Origin of the sequence: Paenibacillus sp. Y412MC10 (genome assembly GCF_000024685.1) — a bacterium.
GTDB lineage: Bacteria > Bacillota > Bacilli > Paenibacillales > Paenibacillaceae > Paenibacillus_AQ > Paenibacillus_AQ lautus_A.
The window spans coordinates 6,111,096-6,128,258 of sequence record NC_013406.1; the positions used below are offsets into that span (position 1 = coordinate 6,111,096).

Sequence of the window (17,163 nt, forward strand, 5' to 3'; positions counted from 1 at the left end):
TTTCAGAACAATTACACTTCCCCTGCCCTAAAAGAGGTTGTTCAAAAAGCCTTGCAACGACAAAAAGTTGCCTATTTCAGCAATCGTGTGAACAACTTGTGTCATGTTTCATGTTACTCCTTTTTTTCTTATAATGGAATTGCAATATAATTATTAATCGTTATAATCTATACGCATAAGCAACGTTTTGCACGCATGTCTATTTTAATAGGAGGATTTCCATGTTCGAAGAACTGGACGTGTTCGCCGTCGTCGTGGAGCAATCCAGCATCAATCAAGCCTCCAAGCTGCTCAACCTGTCACAGCCGGCCCTGTCCCGAAAAATAGCCAAACTGGAGGACCAGCTCGGACTGCAGCTGTTCAACCGCCGCGGCAAAAGGCTGGAGCTTACCTCCATCGGGCAGATTGTGTATACCTTCGCCCTGGAGCAGCGCCAGCAGCAGATCAAATTCTTGCAGACCTTGGCCCATTACCGGGAAGGGGACCAAATCTCGATTAACCTGGGCGCCAGTCTGACCACGCTGCAGACCACCCTGCCCCCGCTGGTCAATGCCTTCATGGAACGTCATCCGTCAGCCGAAATCAAGCTCATCACCGGCAAGACCCACGAAATCGTGTCTTATGTAAGGGATAAACGGGTGGATGTCGGCATTGTTGCTTCATCCATCAACCAGCCGGGCTTGAACTGCATCCCGCTGTTCGATGACCACCTGGAGCTTGTCATCCCGTCTTCACATCCGCTGGCGGAAATCGAGGATGTGGGCATCGAACAGCTTCAAGGCTTGCCGATGATCATATTTTCGACCGGAACCTGGTACCGCAAGCTGACGGACGATCTGTTTCACCGCTGGGGCATCATGCCCGATATCCGGATGGAGATCGACTCCTTCGAAGCGATCGTCAGGCTGATCCCGACCTGCAAGGCGGCCGCACTGCTGCCCAAATCCTATCTGAGGCCGCAGCTGCTGTCCGATAACGGGCTCGTCGACATTCATATTCCGGCACTCATCGAAACCCGGCGAACGACTTCGCTGATCTACGGTCAAGCCTCGGAGCTGAGCAAGGCGGCCAGCCGCTGGATCGAAGAAACGGAGATCCTGTTCCGCAAGCTGGAGGAAGATAAATCGAAAAAAAACTGACGATATTTCGCAATCGTCAGTTTTTTTCTACTATATTTATTTTTCGAGCATATTCACGACTTCGGACTCAAAGCGGTCCACATTGTCATTGGAGCCGATCACAACCATAATGTCGCCGGAGTTCACGACGTCCATGGCCGTCGGAGCTACGATAATGCCGGACTGTTTATTCAGCGCCACCACGCTGACGCCGTACCGGACCCTCGTATTAAGCTCGCTCAGCGTTTTTCCGTCCATGCAGTCCGTGACCGTCATCTCCACAATCAGATAATCCTTGGATAATTCGATATAATCAAGCAGGTTCGGCGTCACGAGCTGGTGCGCTACCCGGATCCCCATATCCCGCTCGGGAAAGATGACCCGGTCCACGCCAAGCTTCTCCAGCGCCCGGCCGTGCAGCACCGATATCGCCTTGGCAACGACCATCGCGACACCCAGCTCTTTCAACAGGATGGCGGAGAGGATGCTCATCTGAATGTCGTTCCCGATCGCAACGATCCCGCAGTCGAAGTTGCGGATGCCGAGCGATTTAAGCACTTCCTCATCCGTCGCGTCCGCCACCACCGTATGCGTCAGCAGCTCGCTCATGTCCTCGACGACCTCTTCGTTCCGGTCGATGCCGAGCACCTCATATCCCTGTTCCATCAGCTCCAGCGCCAGACTGGCGCCAAATCGCCCCAAACCGATGATTGCAAATTGCTTTGGTTTCATGTCTCTCCTATACCCCTTATCCAATTATCATTTTGCCTTCCGGATGACGATATAATTCTTTACCCTTTTTCGGCCCCAATGCATAAGCAAGCGTCAATGGCCCCAATCGACCCGCAAACATCGTAAGGCTGATCAGGATCTTCCCGAACACGGTCAAATCGGGCGTTAAGCCCATGGAGAGACCTACCGTACCGAAGGCGGATGTCGTTTCGAATAGAATCTCCAGGAAGTCCCCTTCCTCTGTCGTCGACAGAATCATCGAGACGGTTAGAACGAGCAGCAGGGCCAGCAAGGCAATGGTCAGTGCCTTCAGCACCCGCTCCTGGGCCAGGCGATAACGGAACATAACGATGTCTTCCCGCCCGCGCATCATCGCAATGACCGCCCCTACCATAATGGTAAAGGTCGTGGTTTTGATGCCGCCGCCGGTTGACCCTGGAGATGCTCCGATAAACATCAGGATGACGATAAAAAATTGCGTTGCCTGTCTGAGCCCCGTAATATCTATAGTATTCGCGCCCGCCGTACGCGGCGTTACGGATTGGAATAACGCGCCGAAGAATTTTCCGCCCCAGTTCAGGGAACCCAGCGTTCTCGGATTGGTAAATTCAAATATGAGAATGACGATAAATCCGACCGCAAGCAAGGCAGCCGTCATCGTGAGCACCACCTTGGAGTGCAGGGAGAGCCTCCGCTGTTTTCGATAATCGATCAGATCGGACAGCACAATAAATCCAATGCCCCCGGAAACAATCAAGAACATCACAACGAAGTTGACTACCGGATCGTATACATACCCGGTCAAACTCCGAAAATCGCCAAACAAATCGAAGCCGGCGTTGTTAAACATCGTCACCGCATGAAAAACACCGTAATAGATCGCCCGGCCCAGCGGCATATCAAACGCCCAACGAACCGATAAAAGGACTGCGCCGCAGGCCTCGATGACGAGCGAGTACAGCAATACTCTGCGTATCAGCCTTACGATGCCTTCCATCGAGGACTGATTCATCGCTTCCTGCAAGATTAGACGGTCTTTGAGCGATATGCGTCTCTTCAGAACCAAGGCGAATAAAGTAGCCATCGTCATGAATCCGAGCCCGCCGATTTGAATCAGCAGCATGATCACGACTTCTCCGAAGGAACTGAATGTCGTTCCCGTATCCACTACGACCAGGCCCGTTACGCACGTTGCCGAGGTCGAAGTGAACAAGGCGTCAGTAAATCCAAGCGGTTCGCCCGTCGTCGTCGAGATTGGCAGCATTAACAGCCCGGTCCCGATGAAGATGATGGCCGCAAAACCAAGCACGAGAATTTGGGGCGGAGACAATGTAAGCCAGTTTAATTTAGCGTTCAATCGGACACCTTCTTTAAAAAAATCAACGAAAAAAGACACTGGAAAACGCAGTGCCTTTCGGTCTGGTTCCTGTGCAACAGCCTACGAGGTTAGCTGACGGATTCGGGCATTTCCACAGGTCGCCCTATTCATTATTCCGGGAATAATGAAATTCACCCCAATTACATGGTTCCCCCATTTTCATTACGAAATTCGGCTGGAATATTCGGTTCCTTCAAGCATGATGTGATTATAACTCAATCCGTTACGTAACCCAATGCTGTTTTTCGCCCGAAATATCTTTAAAAGAGCGCGAATTGGGCATATTCAAGAATACAAGCGTAGGGTTCTCTAACGTTTTCGAAACCTTTCATTCATTTTCATCGATTTATTTCAATATTCCGATAATTGGGATAAGCTGCTTATGGCTTTCATACTATGTTATATTGACTCTATGCGTTCTTAATCAGGCATATCGAATACCAGTGGGAGTATCAACTTTCTTAGAGGAGGAATTTCATGAATCGTGCAAGAGAGCCCTTGAAGCTGAAGCCCAATCTGAAGCAGCTCATCGCGCCTGCCGCAGTCGGCCTGATTCTGTTCCTATTATTTCAGGTATTTCCGTGGGCGAATCCGGAAGATACCGAGATGGCCTCACCGGATATCATTTCCAAGGAGCAGGCTCGGCAGGCAGCTTCAAGGTTTGCTCAGGAGCATCTGCAGTTTGCGGCTGCGGACACGGACGAAACCTTGGTTACATATCAATCCAAATCGGAACTTTACGGATATCTGGCGAAGGAGAAGAGACTTTCGGAATATAACAAAACCTATGAAGCCAAATATCCCTATGACGTATACCGCGTTCGCTTCAGCGAGCCTGGAGGGGATGCCCTCAATGTGGACGTTCACATGCAAAATTCCGGCATCGTCGGATTCTCGTATGATTATGCCCGTTCCAGCTTTGATCGGATCGAGCTAAACAAGGGCGAGATTCAGAGGCAGATGCTGCTCGTCGTTGAGGACGGCATGACATTGGCCGAGAAGCAGGCGCTGGCGGAGCCATGGCTTCAGCGGGCGGGTTATGACCTGTCGAATCTGGAGCTGGTTACGAAGGAGGGGGATCCCCGTCTCAAATATGTGGACCCTGAATCCAGGATCGGGGACTCCAGGCTGGAGCACCGCTTCACCTTCGAGCAGGGGAAATTGCGCTCTTATGAGCCCTCCTTCTCGGTGCCAGCCGCCCACTCTGCTTATGTCAACAAGCAGACGCAGGATGCCACCCTGCTGACGCTCGCAGGGTACGGCCTGTTCACCCTAATCCTGGGCATTCTTGCGATTGTGTACAGCGTGAAGACCAGGGCCTACACCTCGTTTAAGCGCGGCCTGTTCTTATCGGCGCTGCTGTTCGTCATTCAGATGCTGAATACGTACAATCTGATTCCCGTTTTCAAATCCGAAGGCATGTCGCAAACCGGCGTGCTCGGGATGATGATTTTCTATGCCGTCTATTCGCTCGTCTTCTCCGCCCTGCTCTATTTCTCCCTTGTCGGCGGCAGCGGGCTGTGGCATAAAGAAGACGGGCTCAATCCATGGCCGCGCGCCAAAGAACCCGGATACGGGCATTACGTGCTGGACAGCATGAAGCTGGGGTATATGTGGGCCTTCATCCTGCTTGGCGTCCAATCCGTCATCTTTATCGGTCTTGGTCTGACCCTGAATACATGGTCCACCACGGATGCGACGCAATCGCCTTACAACATGCTGTATCCTTGGCTGTTTCCGTTGATGGCCTGGCTGGCCGGCATATCCGAGGAGGCCGTGTACCGGCTGTTCGGCATCAAGATGGTGAAAAAGATCGTCCGCAATACCTTTGTCGCAAGCTTGATCACCTCGCTCATCTGGGCGCTGGGACATACGCTCTATCCGATATACCCCGTGATCTCCCGGCCGATTGAGCTGGTCATCATCGGTTTGCTGTTCAGCTACATCTTTTTGAAATACGGGTATTTGGCTGCGATGTTCTCCCATGTCATCTTCAACAGCATCCTGATGGGCATCAGCCTGATCATGCTCAAAGATGCCGCCAACCTGCTGACCGGCGCTTTTTACATGGTGCTTCCGGCGATTGTCGCCTATGCGATTTACCGTTTCAACCCGACAAAAAAAGAGAAGCCGTATGTCACGACTCCTCCTCACGAAGTGCATTAAGAATATCCGTTGCTAATTTTTCACCGATGGAAAGGGGCTTGAAGTCTTCGACTGAAGCCTCTTTTATTTTTTTGACCGAGCCAAAATGCTTCAACAGCATTTTGCGGCGCTTCTCCCCGATGCCCGGAATCGAATCCAGCTTGGACGTCACCATCGATTTCCCGCGCTGCTCGCGGTGGAAGGAAATCGCGAAACGGTGAACCTCATCCTGAATGCGCTGGAGCAAATAGAACTCCTGACTGTCCCGAGGCAGCGACACCGGCTCCGGCGGATCTCCGACCATCAGCTGCGCCGTTTTATGCTTGGCATCCTTCACAAGCCCGCAGACCGGGACGAACAGCCCGAGTTCATTCTCCAGCACGTCGATGGCTGCTGAGATCTGTCCCTTCCCCCCATCGACGACAATGAGGTCCGGAAGCGGCAGGTTCTCCTTCAATACACGCTCATACCGCCGCCGGATCACTTCACGCATCGTATCGTAATCGTCCGGCCCCTGCACGGTACGGATCTTATATTTGCGATATTCCTTCTTATCCGGTTTTCCGTTGGTGAATACCACCATGGCCGATACCGGGTTGGAGCCCTGAATGTTCGAGTTATCAAACGCCTCGATCCGGTTAAGCGACTGGAGGCCAATCACCTCGCCCAGATTGGCCGCTGCAACCGAGGTCCGTTCTTCATCGCGCTCAATCAAGCGGAATTTCTCGTCCAGGGACACCTTCGCGTTATCCGACGCCATGCCGACCATCTGTTTCTTCAAGCCCCGCTGCGGCACGTGAACCTTCACGCCCAGCCATTCCTGCAAGGCAGCAGCGCCCCCGGCAGCATCCACGAGACCCGCGGCCTCCGCCTGCTCCGCCTGGGCTTGGACAAGGACTTCATGCTGTTCTTCGGATATATCCGTGGTCAGCTTCTTCTCCGTTTCCGCGGCTTCGCCTGCGTTACGGGCACCTTGTTCCCCGGCGCTTCCGGTTGCCGTCTCGGAGCCGGCCTCCTCTGCCAGCAGCGGCCCCGGCAGCAGAATTTCCTGCGGCAATGCGGGATTATCGCTGTAATACTGGGCTATGAACGACATGAAATCACTGTGCGCATCCCCGTAGAACGGAAAAACGGACTTGTTGCGCTGCACCATTTTGCCTTGGCGCATGTACAGAATCTGCACGCACATCCAGCCTTTGTCCACGGCATAACCGAATACGTCGCGATCCCGGGTATCCGTTGTCGTGATCTTCTGTTTCTCCATCAGGGTATCGATATGGATGATTTGGTCCCGCAGCTCCTTGGCACGCTCGAAGTACAAATCCTCCGCGGCCTCCTGCATCTTTCGCTGCAGTTCCTTCTTGATCTCTTCGTGCCCGCCGCTCAGGAATGAAGTAATCTCTCCTGTAATCTGTTCATAGGCGGATTTCGGCACTTCCTTCACGCATGGAGCCAAGCATTGTCCCATATGGTAATACAAGCAGACCTCTTTGGGCATAACGCCGCATTTGCGCAGTGGATACATCCGGTCCAGTAGCTTTTTGGTCTGCTGCGCCGCATACGCGTTCGGATAAGGACCGAAGTATTTGGCTTTATCTTTAAGCACCCTTCTGGTCACTTCCAGGCGGGGATGCTCTTCATTCGTTATTTTAAGGTAGGGATAGGTTTTATCGTCCTTCAGCAGCACATTGAATCTCGGCTGATGGGTTTTGATCAGATTGCACTCCAGAATTAACGCTTCCATGTTGCTGCCCGTCACGATGTATTCGAAATCGCGGATTTCCGAAACGAGCATCTGGGTCTTCCCGTTATGGCTCCCGGTAAAATACGAGCGCACCCGGTTCTTCAGCACTTTGGCCTTGCCCACGTAAATAATCGTGCCTTCATGGTTCTTCATCAGGTAGCAGCCCGGCTGATCCGGCAGCAATGCCAGCTTGTGGCGAATATTCTCCTGCGCCTTCTCTTGCTCCTGAAGCCGTTTGGCAGAATCGTCCATGCTATTCCTCCTCTCCAAGGAGATTTATAATATTAACGTTATAAATATATACCATGATAATGAACCACACAAAGCGCCTCCGGGTTACACCGAAGGCGCTGTATGAAAGCGGATTGCAGTCTATGGGCAAATCCTGCTTATTGATGTTTTGCAATGATGCCCTTCAAGGCTTCTTTGGAGTTCAGACCTACGACTTTATCGACAGGCTGGCCGTCTTTAAAGAAGATCATGGTCGGAATGCTCATGACGCCGAAGCGTGCTGCGGATTCCGGATTCTCATCCACGTTCACCTTTGCAATTTTTACATCATCGCCGAGTTCTGAAGACAATTCGTCCAGAATCGGAGCAAGCATTTTACAAGGGCCGCACCATGGCGCCCAGAAATCAACTACAACCGTGCCTTGTCCTTCTACTTCATTGACGAAGGTTTGGTCGGTAACATTGACGATAGCCATTGTATTCTCCTCCTCACAGGATAAGATCGAGTAAAGTGCGAATCATAATTGTCGAATGGGTCGACGAATTTAGTATACCACAATCGGCCGGAAAAAGTGAAATATACTCACCTAAAGAAAGAGGTTTTCACGGGATTTTTATGCAATCTTTACAAATGATTTGCGCATTGGGTATACTACTAGTAACAAGTCGGGTGACTGTCAAGTTTTTCGTTCGCACGGCATGTTCACCTTTTGAGGAGGCAAGCACCATGGATGTAAACGTACGCGTTAACGATCCACGGGAGCACATCAATGAAGAACCACGCAATGACTTTGGCGATTTGATGATGGGCTTCGTGGGGATGTTCGGTTTCATGACCATCATCTTTTTCGGATTCGTCATTATCAAGTTCTTGGTCGGTTAATATTTGATGATTCCTTGTGCACAGATAAAAAGTCTGATCCTGCCGCGCTCCATGCGCAAGCGGGATCAGACTTTTTACGCTTCAAGGGACGTTTGTCCACTCTGTTCATGTGCTCGTTGCAAACGTCTAGAACTTCCCTCTCTGGTTCTCTCCGAACAAATGAACGACATCCACGAAAGGCGCGATCCGGTTCATCAACCGCTGCCCTTTGTGAAGCTCCTCGCCGTCCTTGCTCGTGAAGCTGAGATGCTGCTCCAGCCCGTCGAGCGGATAGTTCGACGTATAAAAGGTCGGCAGCCGGTTCATCCTGAAATTCAGAATGGAGCCGAGGACATGATCCCGTACCCACGGATTCAAATTCTCCGCTCCAATGTCGTCAAAGATCAGCAGGTCGCAATGCTTCATCGTCTCGACCATGTCCTTCAGCTTCTGGCCGTCCTGCATCATGGTTTTCAGATCTTCCACGAAATCGGGCATATAGACGATCACGCCGGAGTGGCCCGCTTTGGCAAGCTCATGCATCAGGTAGCCCATCAGGTACGTTTTCCCGGTACCGAACGAACCGGTCAGATACAAGCCGCGCGGGGACAAGCCGTTCTCCTTCGTATCCCGGATATATTTGAAGACCTGGTGCACCGCAGGTGCCCGCAAGCGGTCCTTCGCCATAATCTCCATGTTGTCGTACCCTTCGCTCAAGGCATGCTCGTCAACATAAAAGCTGCGAATCCGCTTCTTGATCTGATCCTCATTGGTTTTTGCAATCTGCAGGGAGCACGGCGCCTTCCGTTCATAGATCTCCACCGTGCCGTTCATCCGCTGGATATCCAGCTTGCTGAAATGTCCCTGGAAATCATTCGGACACCGGTCCAGACCCGGGCATGCCTGGCAGTGGGCCTGGTCTCCCGCATATTGATACAGCTTGCTTAAATTCAATCGTATGACCCGGTCATCGATCTCCGGATATTCGCTTCGCAGTGCTTGAATCAGCGGATTCCTGAGCAAATCCTCCGTAATCTGCTCGGTTCTGCGCAGGAGCGCAGTACTTTTCATGCTTTCCAGCAGTTCACCAAGGGACTCCATCACCTGTTCCCTCCTCTCTTAAGCGGGATTTTCCTTATCCGCCCTTCTTGTTGCCAGCCTGCATTTCTGCCGCAAACCGCATCATCTCTTCGAACTCCTCATCCGATACGGCCTCCGCCTGATCGGTCTCCAAAGCCACTGGAATTTCCGGCTTCGCCTTTCCGCCTTTAGCGTATGTACGCGTGCGCTGCGAGGCTGCCTTCTGCTTGCCTTTCATTTTGGCTTGATCCCGTATATACTGAACGGCTTTCTCATAGCTGTTTACTTGCTTCAGCAGCATGTTGGAAGCGATGGCTTCCACAAAGTTGCGGTTGATCCGCTGCTCTCCGCCTGCGGCAATGAGCGACATCAAATAATGAATGAGCACGTTGATGACTTCGCCCGGCAGCTTGTAGCTCAGGTCAATCTTTTCGAAGATGTCCAGAAACTGCGCGGGAACCGAGCCCGGGAAGAACGTCTGCAGGAGCCGTGTATAAGGCTCGTTGCGAAGCATCATATTATATTGGTGAATATCGCATTTGGATTGGAACTGGGCCGGAACCTCGACATAATATTCCATCTGTACGGCATGCTCCTGCGCAGGCTCGTCCGGATCGGCCGTCATCTCCTGATGCAGGGCAACCACCTTGCCCGCCGTAATCTGCCGCTTCTCCTGCATCTTCATTCCCTGCCTAAAGTGAAGGCTGGCTTTGTGCTGCAAATCGTCCAGGACAACCTCGCCGTGCTCGGTAAAGATGCCGTCCTCGTCAAGCAGGCGGCACAAATCCTGCGTGCTGAGATCGTACTTGCGTACGACGTAATTCACGATGCCCATCTGTTCATGGTCATAGCGAAGACGCTCCACAAAGACGCGATTGCGGGATTCGCGCGGGAATCGCAGAATAATGTCCGCGTAGTTCAGACCTTCTCCCTGCGGATTCGGCGGCAGCACCGACTTCCTTGATACCGCTACCTCTTCCAGCGCCTGCTCCAGTTCATAATCAATGACATGCGTGTTCAACTCGAAAATATCGTAAAAGGGAACCGAGATGTTCTCCTTGTTCAGGGAAATGCCGGACCATTCCAGGGGTTCCTTGCTCCAAAGCTCTTCCCTCAGCGACAGGACGGCGAATTTCCCCACCTTGTCGCGAAGCAGCAGCGTCAGATGCTGGGTATTGAAGAACTCCGCCGGACTGAGCGGCGCCTGCAGCTCATATTCATAGACATGGTCGTCCGTTTCCGGGACGAACATCCGGCTGGTCTGCAGCAATCCTACCGCTTCCAGCTTGGAGGTTTGCTCAATGAGATAGCGGCGTCCTTTTTCGCTGGGCTCAAGCCCTAATGTCAAGAATAATCTTCGCTGCTGTTCAATGGCCGAATAACCCACCTTCTCCAGCGGCACATGCGATACGAGAAGACGGTACAAGCTGACCGCAAACGCGCCGACCATCGGTTGATATATCGAACCAAGCATTTTGTCGTCCAGGCCGCTTAAGCAGAAGTCACGGTATACGCAGTAACGGTGATTCTCTGTAAAATGTAAAAAATTAGTCATGCGCATCGTTTATGCTCCCCCTGTCGCCCAAAAATAGACTTCCTCTATTCTATCATAAATCCGATGCTCAGAAGTCGGTTCTTTCGCATCAAAAATTATGGAATTCTTGCATCTGCCTTTTGGCAGAGCTTCCATAAATATAAATGACGGCCCCCAGGTATCGAAGAGCCGCCATTAACATTACATTCAATTTGCGCCAAGCGCGATTAAAACATTCTAAACCCTTTAATACGCAATGTCTTAATGGTCCATCCGCTCATGTAAGCCCCGATCAGACCCGCAACTCCCGTTAAGTAATCCACCAACTGGAACGATCCGACGTGAGTCCAGAACGACATTTGGCCCCGATCCCACAAGCTGTATACAACGACCGGCAGAATGACAATCACGAACAGAAAGCACGGAAACCAGGTCGTCTTCATCAACATATTTAGGATAAAACCGATACCGAACATCATGACAAAAAACAAAATCATCAGCACGAGCACAGGAATAAATTGAAGCATGATCGCTGTTTTCACCTCTTCTTTATCACCTACGCATAGCAGCTATCCTACTTTATTGCAGCAAGAAACAGCACACCAAGCTTTAGCTAATAGCTAGTTTACTAAAAATCATGTCACAGATCAACGAACAATCGTGAATACATTGTGTCGGCGTTTGCCCTTCCGACTGCGCTTACAGTACAATATAGGAAGTTAATGCAAGCGGCCATCCGCTTCAATTATAACGAACATAATGTTTAGGAGTGATCACATGAACGAAGCTGCAATGACGCTCGAGGGCTGGTATGCGCTGCATGATTTCCGCACCATCAATTGGCCGGCCTGGAAAGCTGCAGACGAAGAAGTACGCGCATTTGCGCTGGACGAGCTGAATGCGTTCCTTGCGGAATGGGATGCCGTCGAGACCGCCAAGCAGGGCAGCACCGCCGTATATACCATCGTCGGCCAGAAAGCCGATTTTGTTTTCATGCATTTGCGCGAGACGCTGGAAGAGCTGAACGCGATCGAGAACGCTTTTAACAAAACGACGTTCGCCCAGTTCACCACCAAGGCTTATTCCTATGTCAGCATCGTCGAGCTGAGCAATTACTTGGCCGGCTCCTCCGATGAGGATCCGATGCAGAACCCGCATGTCATTGCCCGCTTGAAGCCGGTCCTGCCAAAATCGAAGCATATCTGCTTCTACCCGATGAACAAAAAGAGGGATTTGGCGGACAACTGGTACATGCTGAGCATGGATGACCGCAAATCCATGATGAAGAGCCACGGAATGATCGGCCGCGGTTATGCCGGCAAGGTCAAGCAGATCATCACCGGTTCCGTCGGCTTCGACGATTGGGAATGGGGCGTTACCTTGTTCAGCGACGATGCGCTTCAATTCAAAAAGCTCGTGTACGAAATGAGATTTGACGAAGTGAGCGCGCGCTTCGGCGAATTCGGTCCTTTCTATGTCGGCAACCTGCTCGACCAAGCTTCTTTCACCGACTTGATGAAGGTATAATTCCTTCTGCACATAAATGGCATATCAAAAAAAGGGATGCTCTTCCGAATGAGAGCATCCCTTCTTCTGTTATTCGCCGTCTTCCTCATCTTGCTCTTGCTTGCGCAAGGTTTCAAGATATTCAGCGGTGGCCCGGTCCCGGGCCCGCCCTTTATCCTTGAGGCGCTCAATGGCAGGAAGAATGAGAATGTCGACTTCCTGCTGAACGGTATAAGCCAGATCGTACCGCTCTTGCGACTCCAGGTAGGAGCCGACCTCCATCAGGGCGTTGTAGCGATCCAGTTCATCTCTTGTGAGCAGCCCCCGTACTTGAACGCTGCAATGTCTCATTTATAGGAACCTGCCTTTTTTCAGGACGAGCGGAATGCCTCCGATAATGAAGAGGTAGCGAAGATCAACCAATTTTTTCAGCTGGGCCGCTTTCCATCCCTGATATTTCTTATCCCCTACAACCGCAATGCCTTCGCCCCGGCCGAGGGAAGCGACCGTGCCTTTATTATGGAACTCGAATTTGCGCATGGACTTGTCCCGGATCGCCGCAACGATATTCTGGGCACAACATACGCCCTGCTGCATCGCCATTTGGGCGGTCGGCGGATAAGGTCTGCCTTCTTCGTTAAAAATGAGGGAGTTATCGCCGATAATATAAATGTTCTCGTATCCCGGAGCGCGTAAATATTCATCAACTTTCACGCGGCCCCTCATCGTTTCGAAGCCGGCCGACTCAACCAGGCGGTTCCCGCGGATGCCGCCGGTCCATACGACCGTTGCCGCCCGGATTTCTTCGCCGTTGTTCAGCACGACCCCGCCCGGCAGGCATTCCTTGATCGCAATGCCCATCTTGAAGGTAACGCCCTTCTTCTCGAGAACGTTCATGGCGTACTCCACCAGCTCGGGGGCAAACCCCGGCAGCGCCGACGGCGCGGCTTCTACGTTATAAATGTTCACCAATGTCGGATCGACGTCATACTCCTTGCACAGTCTCGGAATGCGGTCCGCCAGCTCGGCTACAAACTCGATGCCGCTGAACCCGGCTCCGCCAACCACGAAGTTGATGCGCTCTTGCGGTCTGCGTTCATTCTTATATAAAGCAAATTGATATTCAATATGCTCTCGAATCAATCGTACCGAGTTGATGCTTCGGATCGTCATCGCATGCTCTGCGAGTCCCGGGATCCCGAAGGTCTCCGGCTCGCCGCCGAGTCCAATGACAAGATAGTCATAGGATAACGTTCCATCTTCAAGGATAACCTTCTTATCGTGAAGGCGGATTTCCTGAACCGAGGATTTGACCAAATCGATTTTGAACTCGTCTATCAACTTGGATATGGATACCCGGGTATTCTCAATGCTGTCGGTTCCTGCTGCCGGCATATGCAAATGCGTTGTAATATAATGATAATCATGGCGATTCACCAATGTAACATCGGCCTCATTATAATTCAGCTCTTTTTGCAGCCGCTGCGCTGTCAATATGCCCCCGTAACCCGCGCCAAGGATTACGATCTTCGGTATGCTGCTCATTCTACTGCTCCTTCCAGCTTACTCTTTATATATACAGTATGGTACACATGTTAACATTCTGTGAAATTGCATCCAAAAAAAGAGAAGAGCCCTTATCAGAGCCCGTTTCATCATTTGACCTGATGGTTCATTACGGTTCAAAAACAGCTGTAATCCTGCGGTTTCCTTATGATTGCTGCCGTAACCAATCGATATGAGAACCCTGCAATGAACACAAGTTATCACGTTAATCATATGCATAAACCATGCAAATATCAAGAATTTTTTTGCCATTAAATATGCAAATCATTCCGCCATTTCCCCCCCTGCTTGCTAAGTAAGCGCAACCATTCCAATGTTAGGTATTTTAACTCAATTCTCGTCTTTTCATGCCGGTTCGGGACGATTATAATAGGTAAGGAATTCATGAATCAGCTTTATCCGGACAAGAACGTCTGTCTGATTCGAATATAAACTCATTTTATGGAGGTGCTTACCGCATGACAACGATGCCACAAGACAACAATATGACGGATCTTTTGATTATCGGTGGCGGACCTGCAGGCATGTTTGCCGCTTTTTACGGCGGAATGCGCCAAGCCTCGGTTAAACTTATCGAGAGCATGCCCCAGCTCGGAGGCCAATTGGCTGCGCTGTATCCCGAAAAATATATCTATGACGTAGCAGGCTTCCCAAAGGTTACCGCTCAGGAGCTTGTGAACAATCTGTCCGCGCAAATGGAGCTCTTTAAAACGGACATCCGTCTTGAAGAGAAAGTCCAAGCTGTGGAAAAGCTTGAAGAACGCCATTTTGTCGTGAAAACGAATCTGGGGGAACACCATGCCAAAGCCGTCATCATTACGGCCGGCGTCGGGGCGTTCCAACCCCGCCGACTGGAGATAGAAGGTGCCGAGAAGTACGAGAAGGCGAACCTTCATTATTTCGTCAACGATCTCAGCCGCTTTAAAGGCAAGAAGGTTCTCATCAGCGGCGGCGGCGATTCCGCGGTAGACTGGGCGCTCATGATCGAACCGATCGCCGAGCAGGTTACGCTGGTTCACCGCCGCGACAAGTTCCGTGCCCACGAGCATAGCGTGGAGCAGCTGATGGCCTCGAAGGTGAACATCGTGACACCAACCGAAATCACGGAACTGCATGGTGAAGATGCCATTACGAAGGTGACGCTGTCGCATATTAAGACCAAAGAGACGCAAGAGATTGAAGTTGACGATGTCATTGTCAATTTCGGTTTCGTTTCCTCCCTTGGTCCGATCTCCGAGTGGGGCATCGCCATCGAAAGCAACTCCATCGTCGTGGACTCCCGCATGGAAACCAGCATCCCGGGTATTTTTGCGGCGGGCGATATCACGACCTATCCTGGCAAGGTCAAGCTCATTGCCGTCGGATTCGGCGAAGCGCCAACCGCCGTCAACAATGCCAAAGTATACTTTGATCCTGAAGCCAGATTGGCTCCGGGACACAGCAGCAACATGAAATTGTAGAGGTACTCGGAATTTCCTAACACTTCGACATACAGAAAAAAAGGTATCTAACGTTCCAGAGGGCGATGCGCCGCTCAGAACGGAAGATACCTTTTCTAATTCTTCTTCAAACCATATGTAGAACTTGGTTGAAAGCTCCCACATTATATGCGTATCATGTCGTAAGTTATCTATTCTATATACGAAAATCTGATTAATGCAGGATGCTGCCGGAATCGGTGTCCAAGTTCCGTTTATGAATTTCGGCCAGCAGTAGAGTGATGAACTCTCGTTCCAACTTCAATTCAACAGCCATATGATAGGAATCGAGAAGCATCTCATCCGTCAACATAGCCATCCCCTCACACCCCTTCCTCATATTTCCTGAATCTATCATATCAGACATGCGAAAACGGAACAACTGTTCGCTTATCCACAACCTCTTGTGGAAATCCTGTGTATAATTTGTTGGTAAGTGTAAGAAACAAGGTCATATCAAAGTGGATTATGGGGATAAATGTTATACACAGGATATGGGGTAAATCTACCATAAAAAAAATTGATCAATTATTATATCGGTAGATTACGGTTATTTTTTTATTACCCTATTAAAAAATCATATAAACGACTTCTGTTGGGAATATTAAACAAAAATTCAGCTCGGTCTTGTATTTACTTCCAAAATCCATATCTTTCCTTCGACGTCGAGTCCGTAATCGAATCCCAGTTCCCCGATCCCGGGAAAGCGCGATTCCAGGATCGTGATGCACTGTCTGGTTAAGTAGCGCATTTCATTACGCTTCTCCCTGGCATTGATATGGGGCAGCGACAGCCTCAGAGCATGGCGGCAACGAAGCAGCGTCCCCCCTTTGCAAATGTTCGTCACAAACAGCCCCGGACTCGCGAGCCGTCCTAGCATGGCCCGGAATTCCCATCTTCCTCTTTCCTTGACTACCTTGACGCGGTAATCCAGCGGACGTCCCTGAATTTTAGCCAGATGAATCCCCTGTTGTATCATGTAGCGCCGTTTCAGTTTCATTCTGTTCAATACGTGCAACAGGGAATTCAATGTATCTACATGAACAGTACGCCTCTTATGGGTTACCAAGTATCCCGTTCCGTCTTTCTGTATTCGGATGACTCCGTTACCACCGGTGCCTACAATCGGCTTGATCACGACCATTTCGTGTTCATCCAGCATTGAGACCAGGGTATCCCCTCCATACGACTGGGTCGCCGGAATGTAGGGAGCAACCTGCGGATCGGTCAGCAGCGCTTCCGTCTTCAGCCACTTGCTGGCCAATTGTCTTCCCGCCATGCTGCTTTCGCCTCCTTTTATTCATGACATACGTTATCCTATTCTCTTATCCGCACTTTGTCTTGGATGATTGTCCGGGATCGTTATGCCTAATAATTTGACGTATTCATGGCCGCGAAGCGAGCTTCCCTTTGCAAATGAGGTGATCTATCGTATAGTAAGAGCAGAGCTTTGTCCGTAATAAATCCATCCATGGATAACCATAAAGGAGGCTTTGTCACCTTGGCAGCATTGTTTGAAGTTTTGTACTGGATTGCCATTGTCGGCATGTCGGTTGCCCTTGCAGCCATCACCGTTCTGATCTTTGTCATGGGCTTCAAGTTCATCAAAGACAAGCGCCGCGGACTCGGGGCCGGCTGCATCGTGTTCTCGCTCGTAGCTGCCGGCATGATCGTGCTGATGCTGAACGATACCTTCTTCTTCCCGGTCTGATTCGGATAGGAAGAACAACAAAATGCAGCTGCCCCGTTTGGGAGTCCGCTGCATTTTTTCATTTTCTTATGGGCGGCA

The 17,163-nt window shown here is 50.8% G+C and carries 17 protein-coding genes and 1 riboswitch; of the genes, 6 read left to right on the plus strand and 11 right to left on the minus strand.

Going from position 1 to position 17,163, the window contains the following annotated elements:
* Positions 1-221: 221 nt before the first annotated feature.
* On the plus strand, positions 222-1,139 hold the full coding sequence (locus GYMC10_RS26855; protein WP_015737406.1) for a LysR family transcriptional regulator: 918 nt from the start codon (positions 222-224) through the stop codon (positions 1,137-1,139).
* Positions 1,140-1,175: 36 nt separating this feature from the next.
* Here the strand turns inward: GYMC10_RS26855 and GYMC10_RS26860 are convergent, their stop codons facing one another.
* Together GYMC10_RS26860 and GYMC10_RS26865 are read right to left on the minus strand one after the other, a co-directional pair.
* Positions 1,176-1,850: a potassium channel family protein gene (locus tag GYMC10_RS26860; RefSeq protein WP_009592874.1), complete on the minus strand. Its 675-nt coding sequence runs from the start codon at positions 1,848-1,850 to the stop codon at positions 1,176-1,178.
* 16 nt (positions 1,851-1,866) lie between these two features.
* Complete coding sequence (locus tag GYMC10_RS26865) at positions 1,867-3,207, minus strand: TrkH family potassium uptake protein (protein WP_015737407.1); 1,341 nt, start codon at positions 3,205-3,207, stop codon at positions 1,867-1,869.
* Positions 3,208-3,270: 63 nt separating this feature from the next.
* A riboswitch (cyclic di-AMP (ydaO/yuaA leader) is annotated at positions 3,271-3,415 on the minus strand.
* Positions 3,416-3,705: 290 nt separating this feature from the next.
* Here GYMC10_RS26865 and GYMC10_RS26870 point away from each other — a divergent pair.
* Positions 3,706-5,394, plus strand: coding sequence for a CPBP family intramembrane glutamic endopeptidase (locus GYMC10_RS26870; protein WP_015737408.1), 1,689 nt, complete (start codon positions 3,706-3,708; stop codon positions 5,392-5,394).
* Here GYMC10_RS26870 and uvrC read toward each other — a convergent pair.
* Entirely contained in the window at positions 5,366-7,369 is a 2,004-nt protein-coding gene (uvrC, locus tag GYMC10_RS26875; protein ID WP_015737409.1) for an excinuclease ABC subunit UvrC, read from the minus strand. The two genes, GYMC10_RS26870 and uvrC, sit on opposite strands and share 29 nt — an antisense overlap.
* 137 nt (positions 7,370-7,506) lie before the next feature.
* Positions 7,507-7,824 (minus strand): thioredoxin, encoded by a 318-nt coding sequence (gene trxA / locus GYMC10_RS26880; protein ID WP_009592891.1) that lies wholly within the window; start codon positions 7,822-7,824, stop codon positions 7,507-7,509.
* Between the two features lie 251 nt (positions 7,825-8,075).
* Here trxA and GYMC10_RS32115 point away from each other — a divergent pair, with 251 nt between their 5' ends.
* The gene (locus tag GYMC10_RS32115) at positions 8,076-8,231 is read left to right on the plus strand and encodes a hypothetical protein (RefSeq protein ID WP_006212594.1); all 156 of its coding nucleotides are present in this window, start codon (positions 8,076-8,078) and stop codon (positions 8,229-8,231) included.
* Between the two features lie 126 nt (positions 8,232-8,357).
* Here the strand turns inward: GYMC10_RS32115 and dnaI are convergent, their stop codons facing one another.
* From dnaI to GYMC10_RS26895, 3 genes are all read right to left on the minus strand, one after another.
* Entirely contained in the window at positions 8,358-9,311 is a 954-nt protein-coding gene (gene dnaI, locus GYMC10_RS26885) for a primosomal protein DnaI (protein ID WP_009592849.1), read from the minus strand.
* A gap of 34 nt (positions 9,312-9,345) precedes the next feature.
* Positions 9,346-10,851, minus strand: a complete 1,506-nt coding sequence (locus GYMC10_RS26890; protein WP_015737410.1) for a helicase DnaB — start codon at positions 10,849-10,851, stop codon at positions 9,346-9,348.
* 200 nt (positions 10,852-11,051) lie between these two features.
* The gene (locus GYMC10_RS26895; protein WP_015737411.1) at positions 11,052-11,351 is read right to left on the minus strand and encodes a YuiB family protein; all 300 of its coding nucleotides are present in this window, start codon (positions 11,349-11,351) and stop codon (positions 11,052-11,054) included.
* A gap of 250 nt (positions 11,352-11,601) precedes the next feature.
* Between GYMC10_RS26895 and hemQ the strand changes: the two genes are divergently transcribed.
* Positions 11,602-12,351 carry a hydrogen peroxide-dependent heme synthase gene (gene hemQ / locus GYMC10_RS26900; RefSeq protein ID WP_015737412.1) on the plus strand — a complete coding sequence of 250 codons (750 nt, stop codon included), beginning with the start codon at positions 11,602-11,604 and terminating at the stop codon, positions 12,349-12,351.
* Between the two features lie 69 nt (positions 12,352-12,420).
* On the opposite strand, the gene GYMC10_RS26905 is transcribed toward hemQ, so the two are convergent.
* Together GYMC10_RS26905 and GYMC10_RS26910 are read right to left on the minus strand one after the other, a co-directional pair.
* On the minus strand, positions 12,421-12,681 hold the full coding sequence (locus GYMC10_RS26905; protein WP_009592851.1) for a hypothetical protein: 261 nt from the start codon (positions 12,679-12,681) through the stop codon (positions 12,421-12,423).
* The gene (locus tag GYMC10_RS26910) at positions 12,682-13,875 is read right to left on the minus strand and encodes an NAD(P)/FAD-dependent oxidoreductase (protein WP_009592911.1); all 1,194 of its coding nucleotides are present in this window, start codon (positions 13,873-13,875) and stop codon (positions 12,682-12,684) included.
* A 479-nt stretch (positions 13,876-14,354) separates the two neighbouring features.
* Between GYMC10_RS26910 and GYMC10_RS26920 the strand changes: the two genes are divergently transcribed.
* Complete coding sequence (locus GYMC10_RS26920; RefSeq protein ID WP_015737413.1) at positions 14,355-15,356, plus strand: NAD(P)/FAD-dependent oxidoreductase; 1,002 nt, start codon at positions 14,355-14,357, stop codon at positions 15,354-15,356.
* A 193-nt stretch (positions 15,357-15,549) separates the two neighbouring features.
* On the opposite strand, the gene GYMC10_RS26925 is transcribed toward GYMC10_RS26920, so the two are convergent.
* A complete protein-coding gene (locus tag GYMC10_RS26925; RefSeq protein ID WP_006212600.1) occupies positions 15,550-15,693 on the minus strand; it encodes a sporulation histidine kinase inhibitor Sda in 144 nt (47 codons plus the stop codon).
* Positions 15,694-15,990: 297 nt separating this feature from the next.
* Positions 15,991-16,653, minus strand: a complete 663-nt coding sequence (locus tag GYMC10_RS26930) for a YheC/YheD family protein (protein ID WP_015737414.1) — start codon at positions 16,651-16,653, stop codon at positions 15,991-15,993.
* 222 nt (positions 16,654-16,875) lie between these two features.
* Between GYMC10_RS26930 and GYMC10_RS26935 the strand changes: the two genes are divergently transcribed.
* Complete coding sequence (locus GYMC10_RS26935) at positions 16,876-17,085, plus strand: hypothetical protein (RefSeq protein WP_009592898.1); 210 nt, start codon at positions 16,876-16,878, stop codon at positions 17,083-17,085.
* Positions 17,086-17,163: the final 78 nt, after the last annotated feature.

What these genes read in the sequence shown, in the direction of transcription:
- GYMC10_RS26910 (WP_009592911.1), bottom strand. Translation starts at nt 13,875, where the DNA reads ATGAGCAGCATACCGAAGATCGTAATCCTTGGCGCGGGTTACGGGGGC.
- hemQ (WP_015737412.1), top strand. Translation starts at nt 11,602, where the DNA reads ATGAACGAAGCTGCAATGACGCTCGAGGGCTGGTATGCGCTGCATGAT.
- GYMC10_RS32115 (WP_006212594.1), top strand. Translation starts at nt 8,076, where the DNA reads ATGGATGTAAACGTACGCGTTAACGATCCACGGGAGCACATCAATGAA.
- GYMC10_RS26930 (WP_015737414.1), bottom strand. Translation starts at nt 16,653, where the DNA reads ATGGCGGGAAGACAATTGGCCAGCAAGTGGCTGAAGACGGAAGCGCTG.
- uvrC (WP_015737409.1), bottom strand. Translation starts at nt 7,369, where the DNA reads ATGGACGATTCTGCCAAACGGCTTCAGGAGCAAGAGAAGGCGCAGGAG.
- trxA (WP_009592891.1), bottom strand. Translation starts at nt 7,824, where the DNA reads ATGGCTATCGTCAATGTTACCGACCAAACCTTCGTCAATGAAGTAGAA.
- GYMC10_RS26920 (WP_015737413.1), top strand. Translation starts at nt 14,355, where the DNA reads ATGACAACGATGCCACAAGACAACAATATGACGGATCTTTTGATTATC.
- GYMC10_RS26855 (WP_015737406.1), top strand. Translation starts at nt 222, where the DNA reads ATGTTCGAAGAACTGGACGTGTTCGCCGTCGTCGTGGAGCAATCCAGC.
- GYMC10_RS26895 (WP_015737411.1), bottom strand. Translation starts at nt 11,351, where the DNA reads ATGCTTCAATTTATTCCTGTGCTCGTGCTGATGATTTTGTTTTTTGTC.
- GYMC10_RS26870 (WP_015737408.1), top strand. Translation starts at nt 3,706, where the DNA reads ATGAATCGTGCAAGAGAGCCCTTGAAGCTGAAGCCCAATCTGAAGCAG.
- GYMC10_RS26890 (WP_015737410.1), bottom strand. Translation starts at nt 10,851, where the DNA reads ATGCGCATGACTAATTTTTTACATTTTACAGAGAATCACCGTTACTGC.
- GYMC10_RS26860 (WP_009592874.1), bottom strand. Translation starts at nt 1,850, where the DNA reads ATGAAACCAAAGCAATTTGCAATCATCGGTTTGGGGCGATTTGGCGCC.
- dnaI (WP_009592849.1), bottom strand. Translation starts at nt 9,311, where the DNA reads ATGGAGTCCCTTGGTGAACTGCTGGAAAGCATGAAAAGTACTGCGCTC.
- GYMC10_RS26925 (WP_006212600.1), bottom strand. Translation starts at nt 15,693, where the DNA reads ATGGCTATGTTGACGGATGAGATGCTTCTCGATTCCTATCATATGGCT.
- GYMC10_RS26905 (WP_009592851.1), bottom strand. Translation starts at nt 12,681, where the DNA reads ATGAGACATTGCAGCGTTCAAGTACGGGGGCTGCTCACAAGAGATGAA.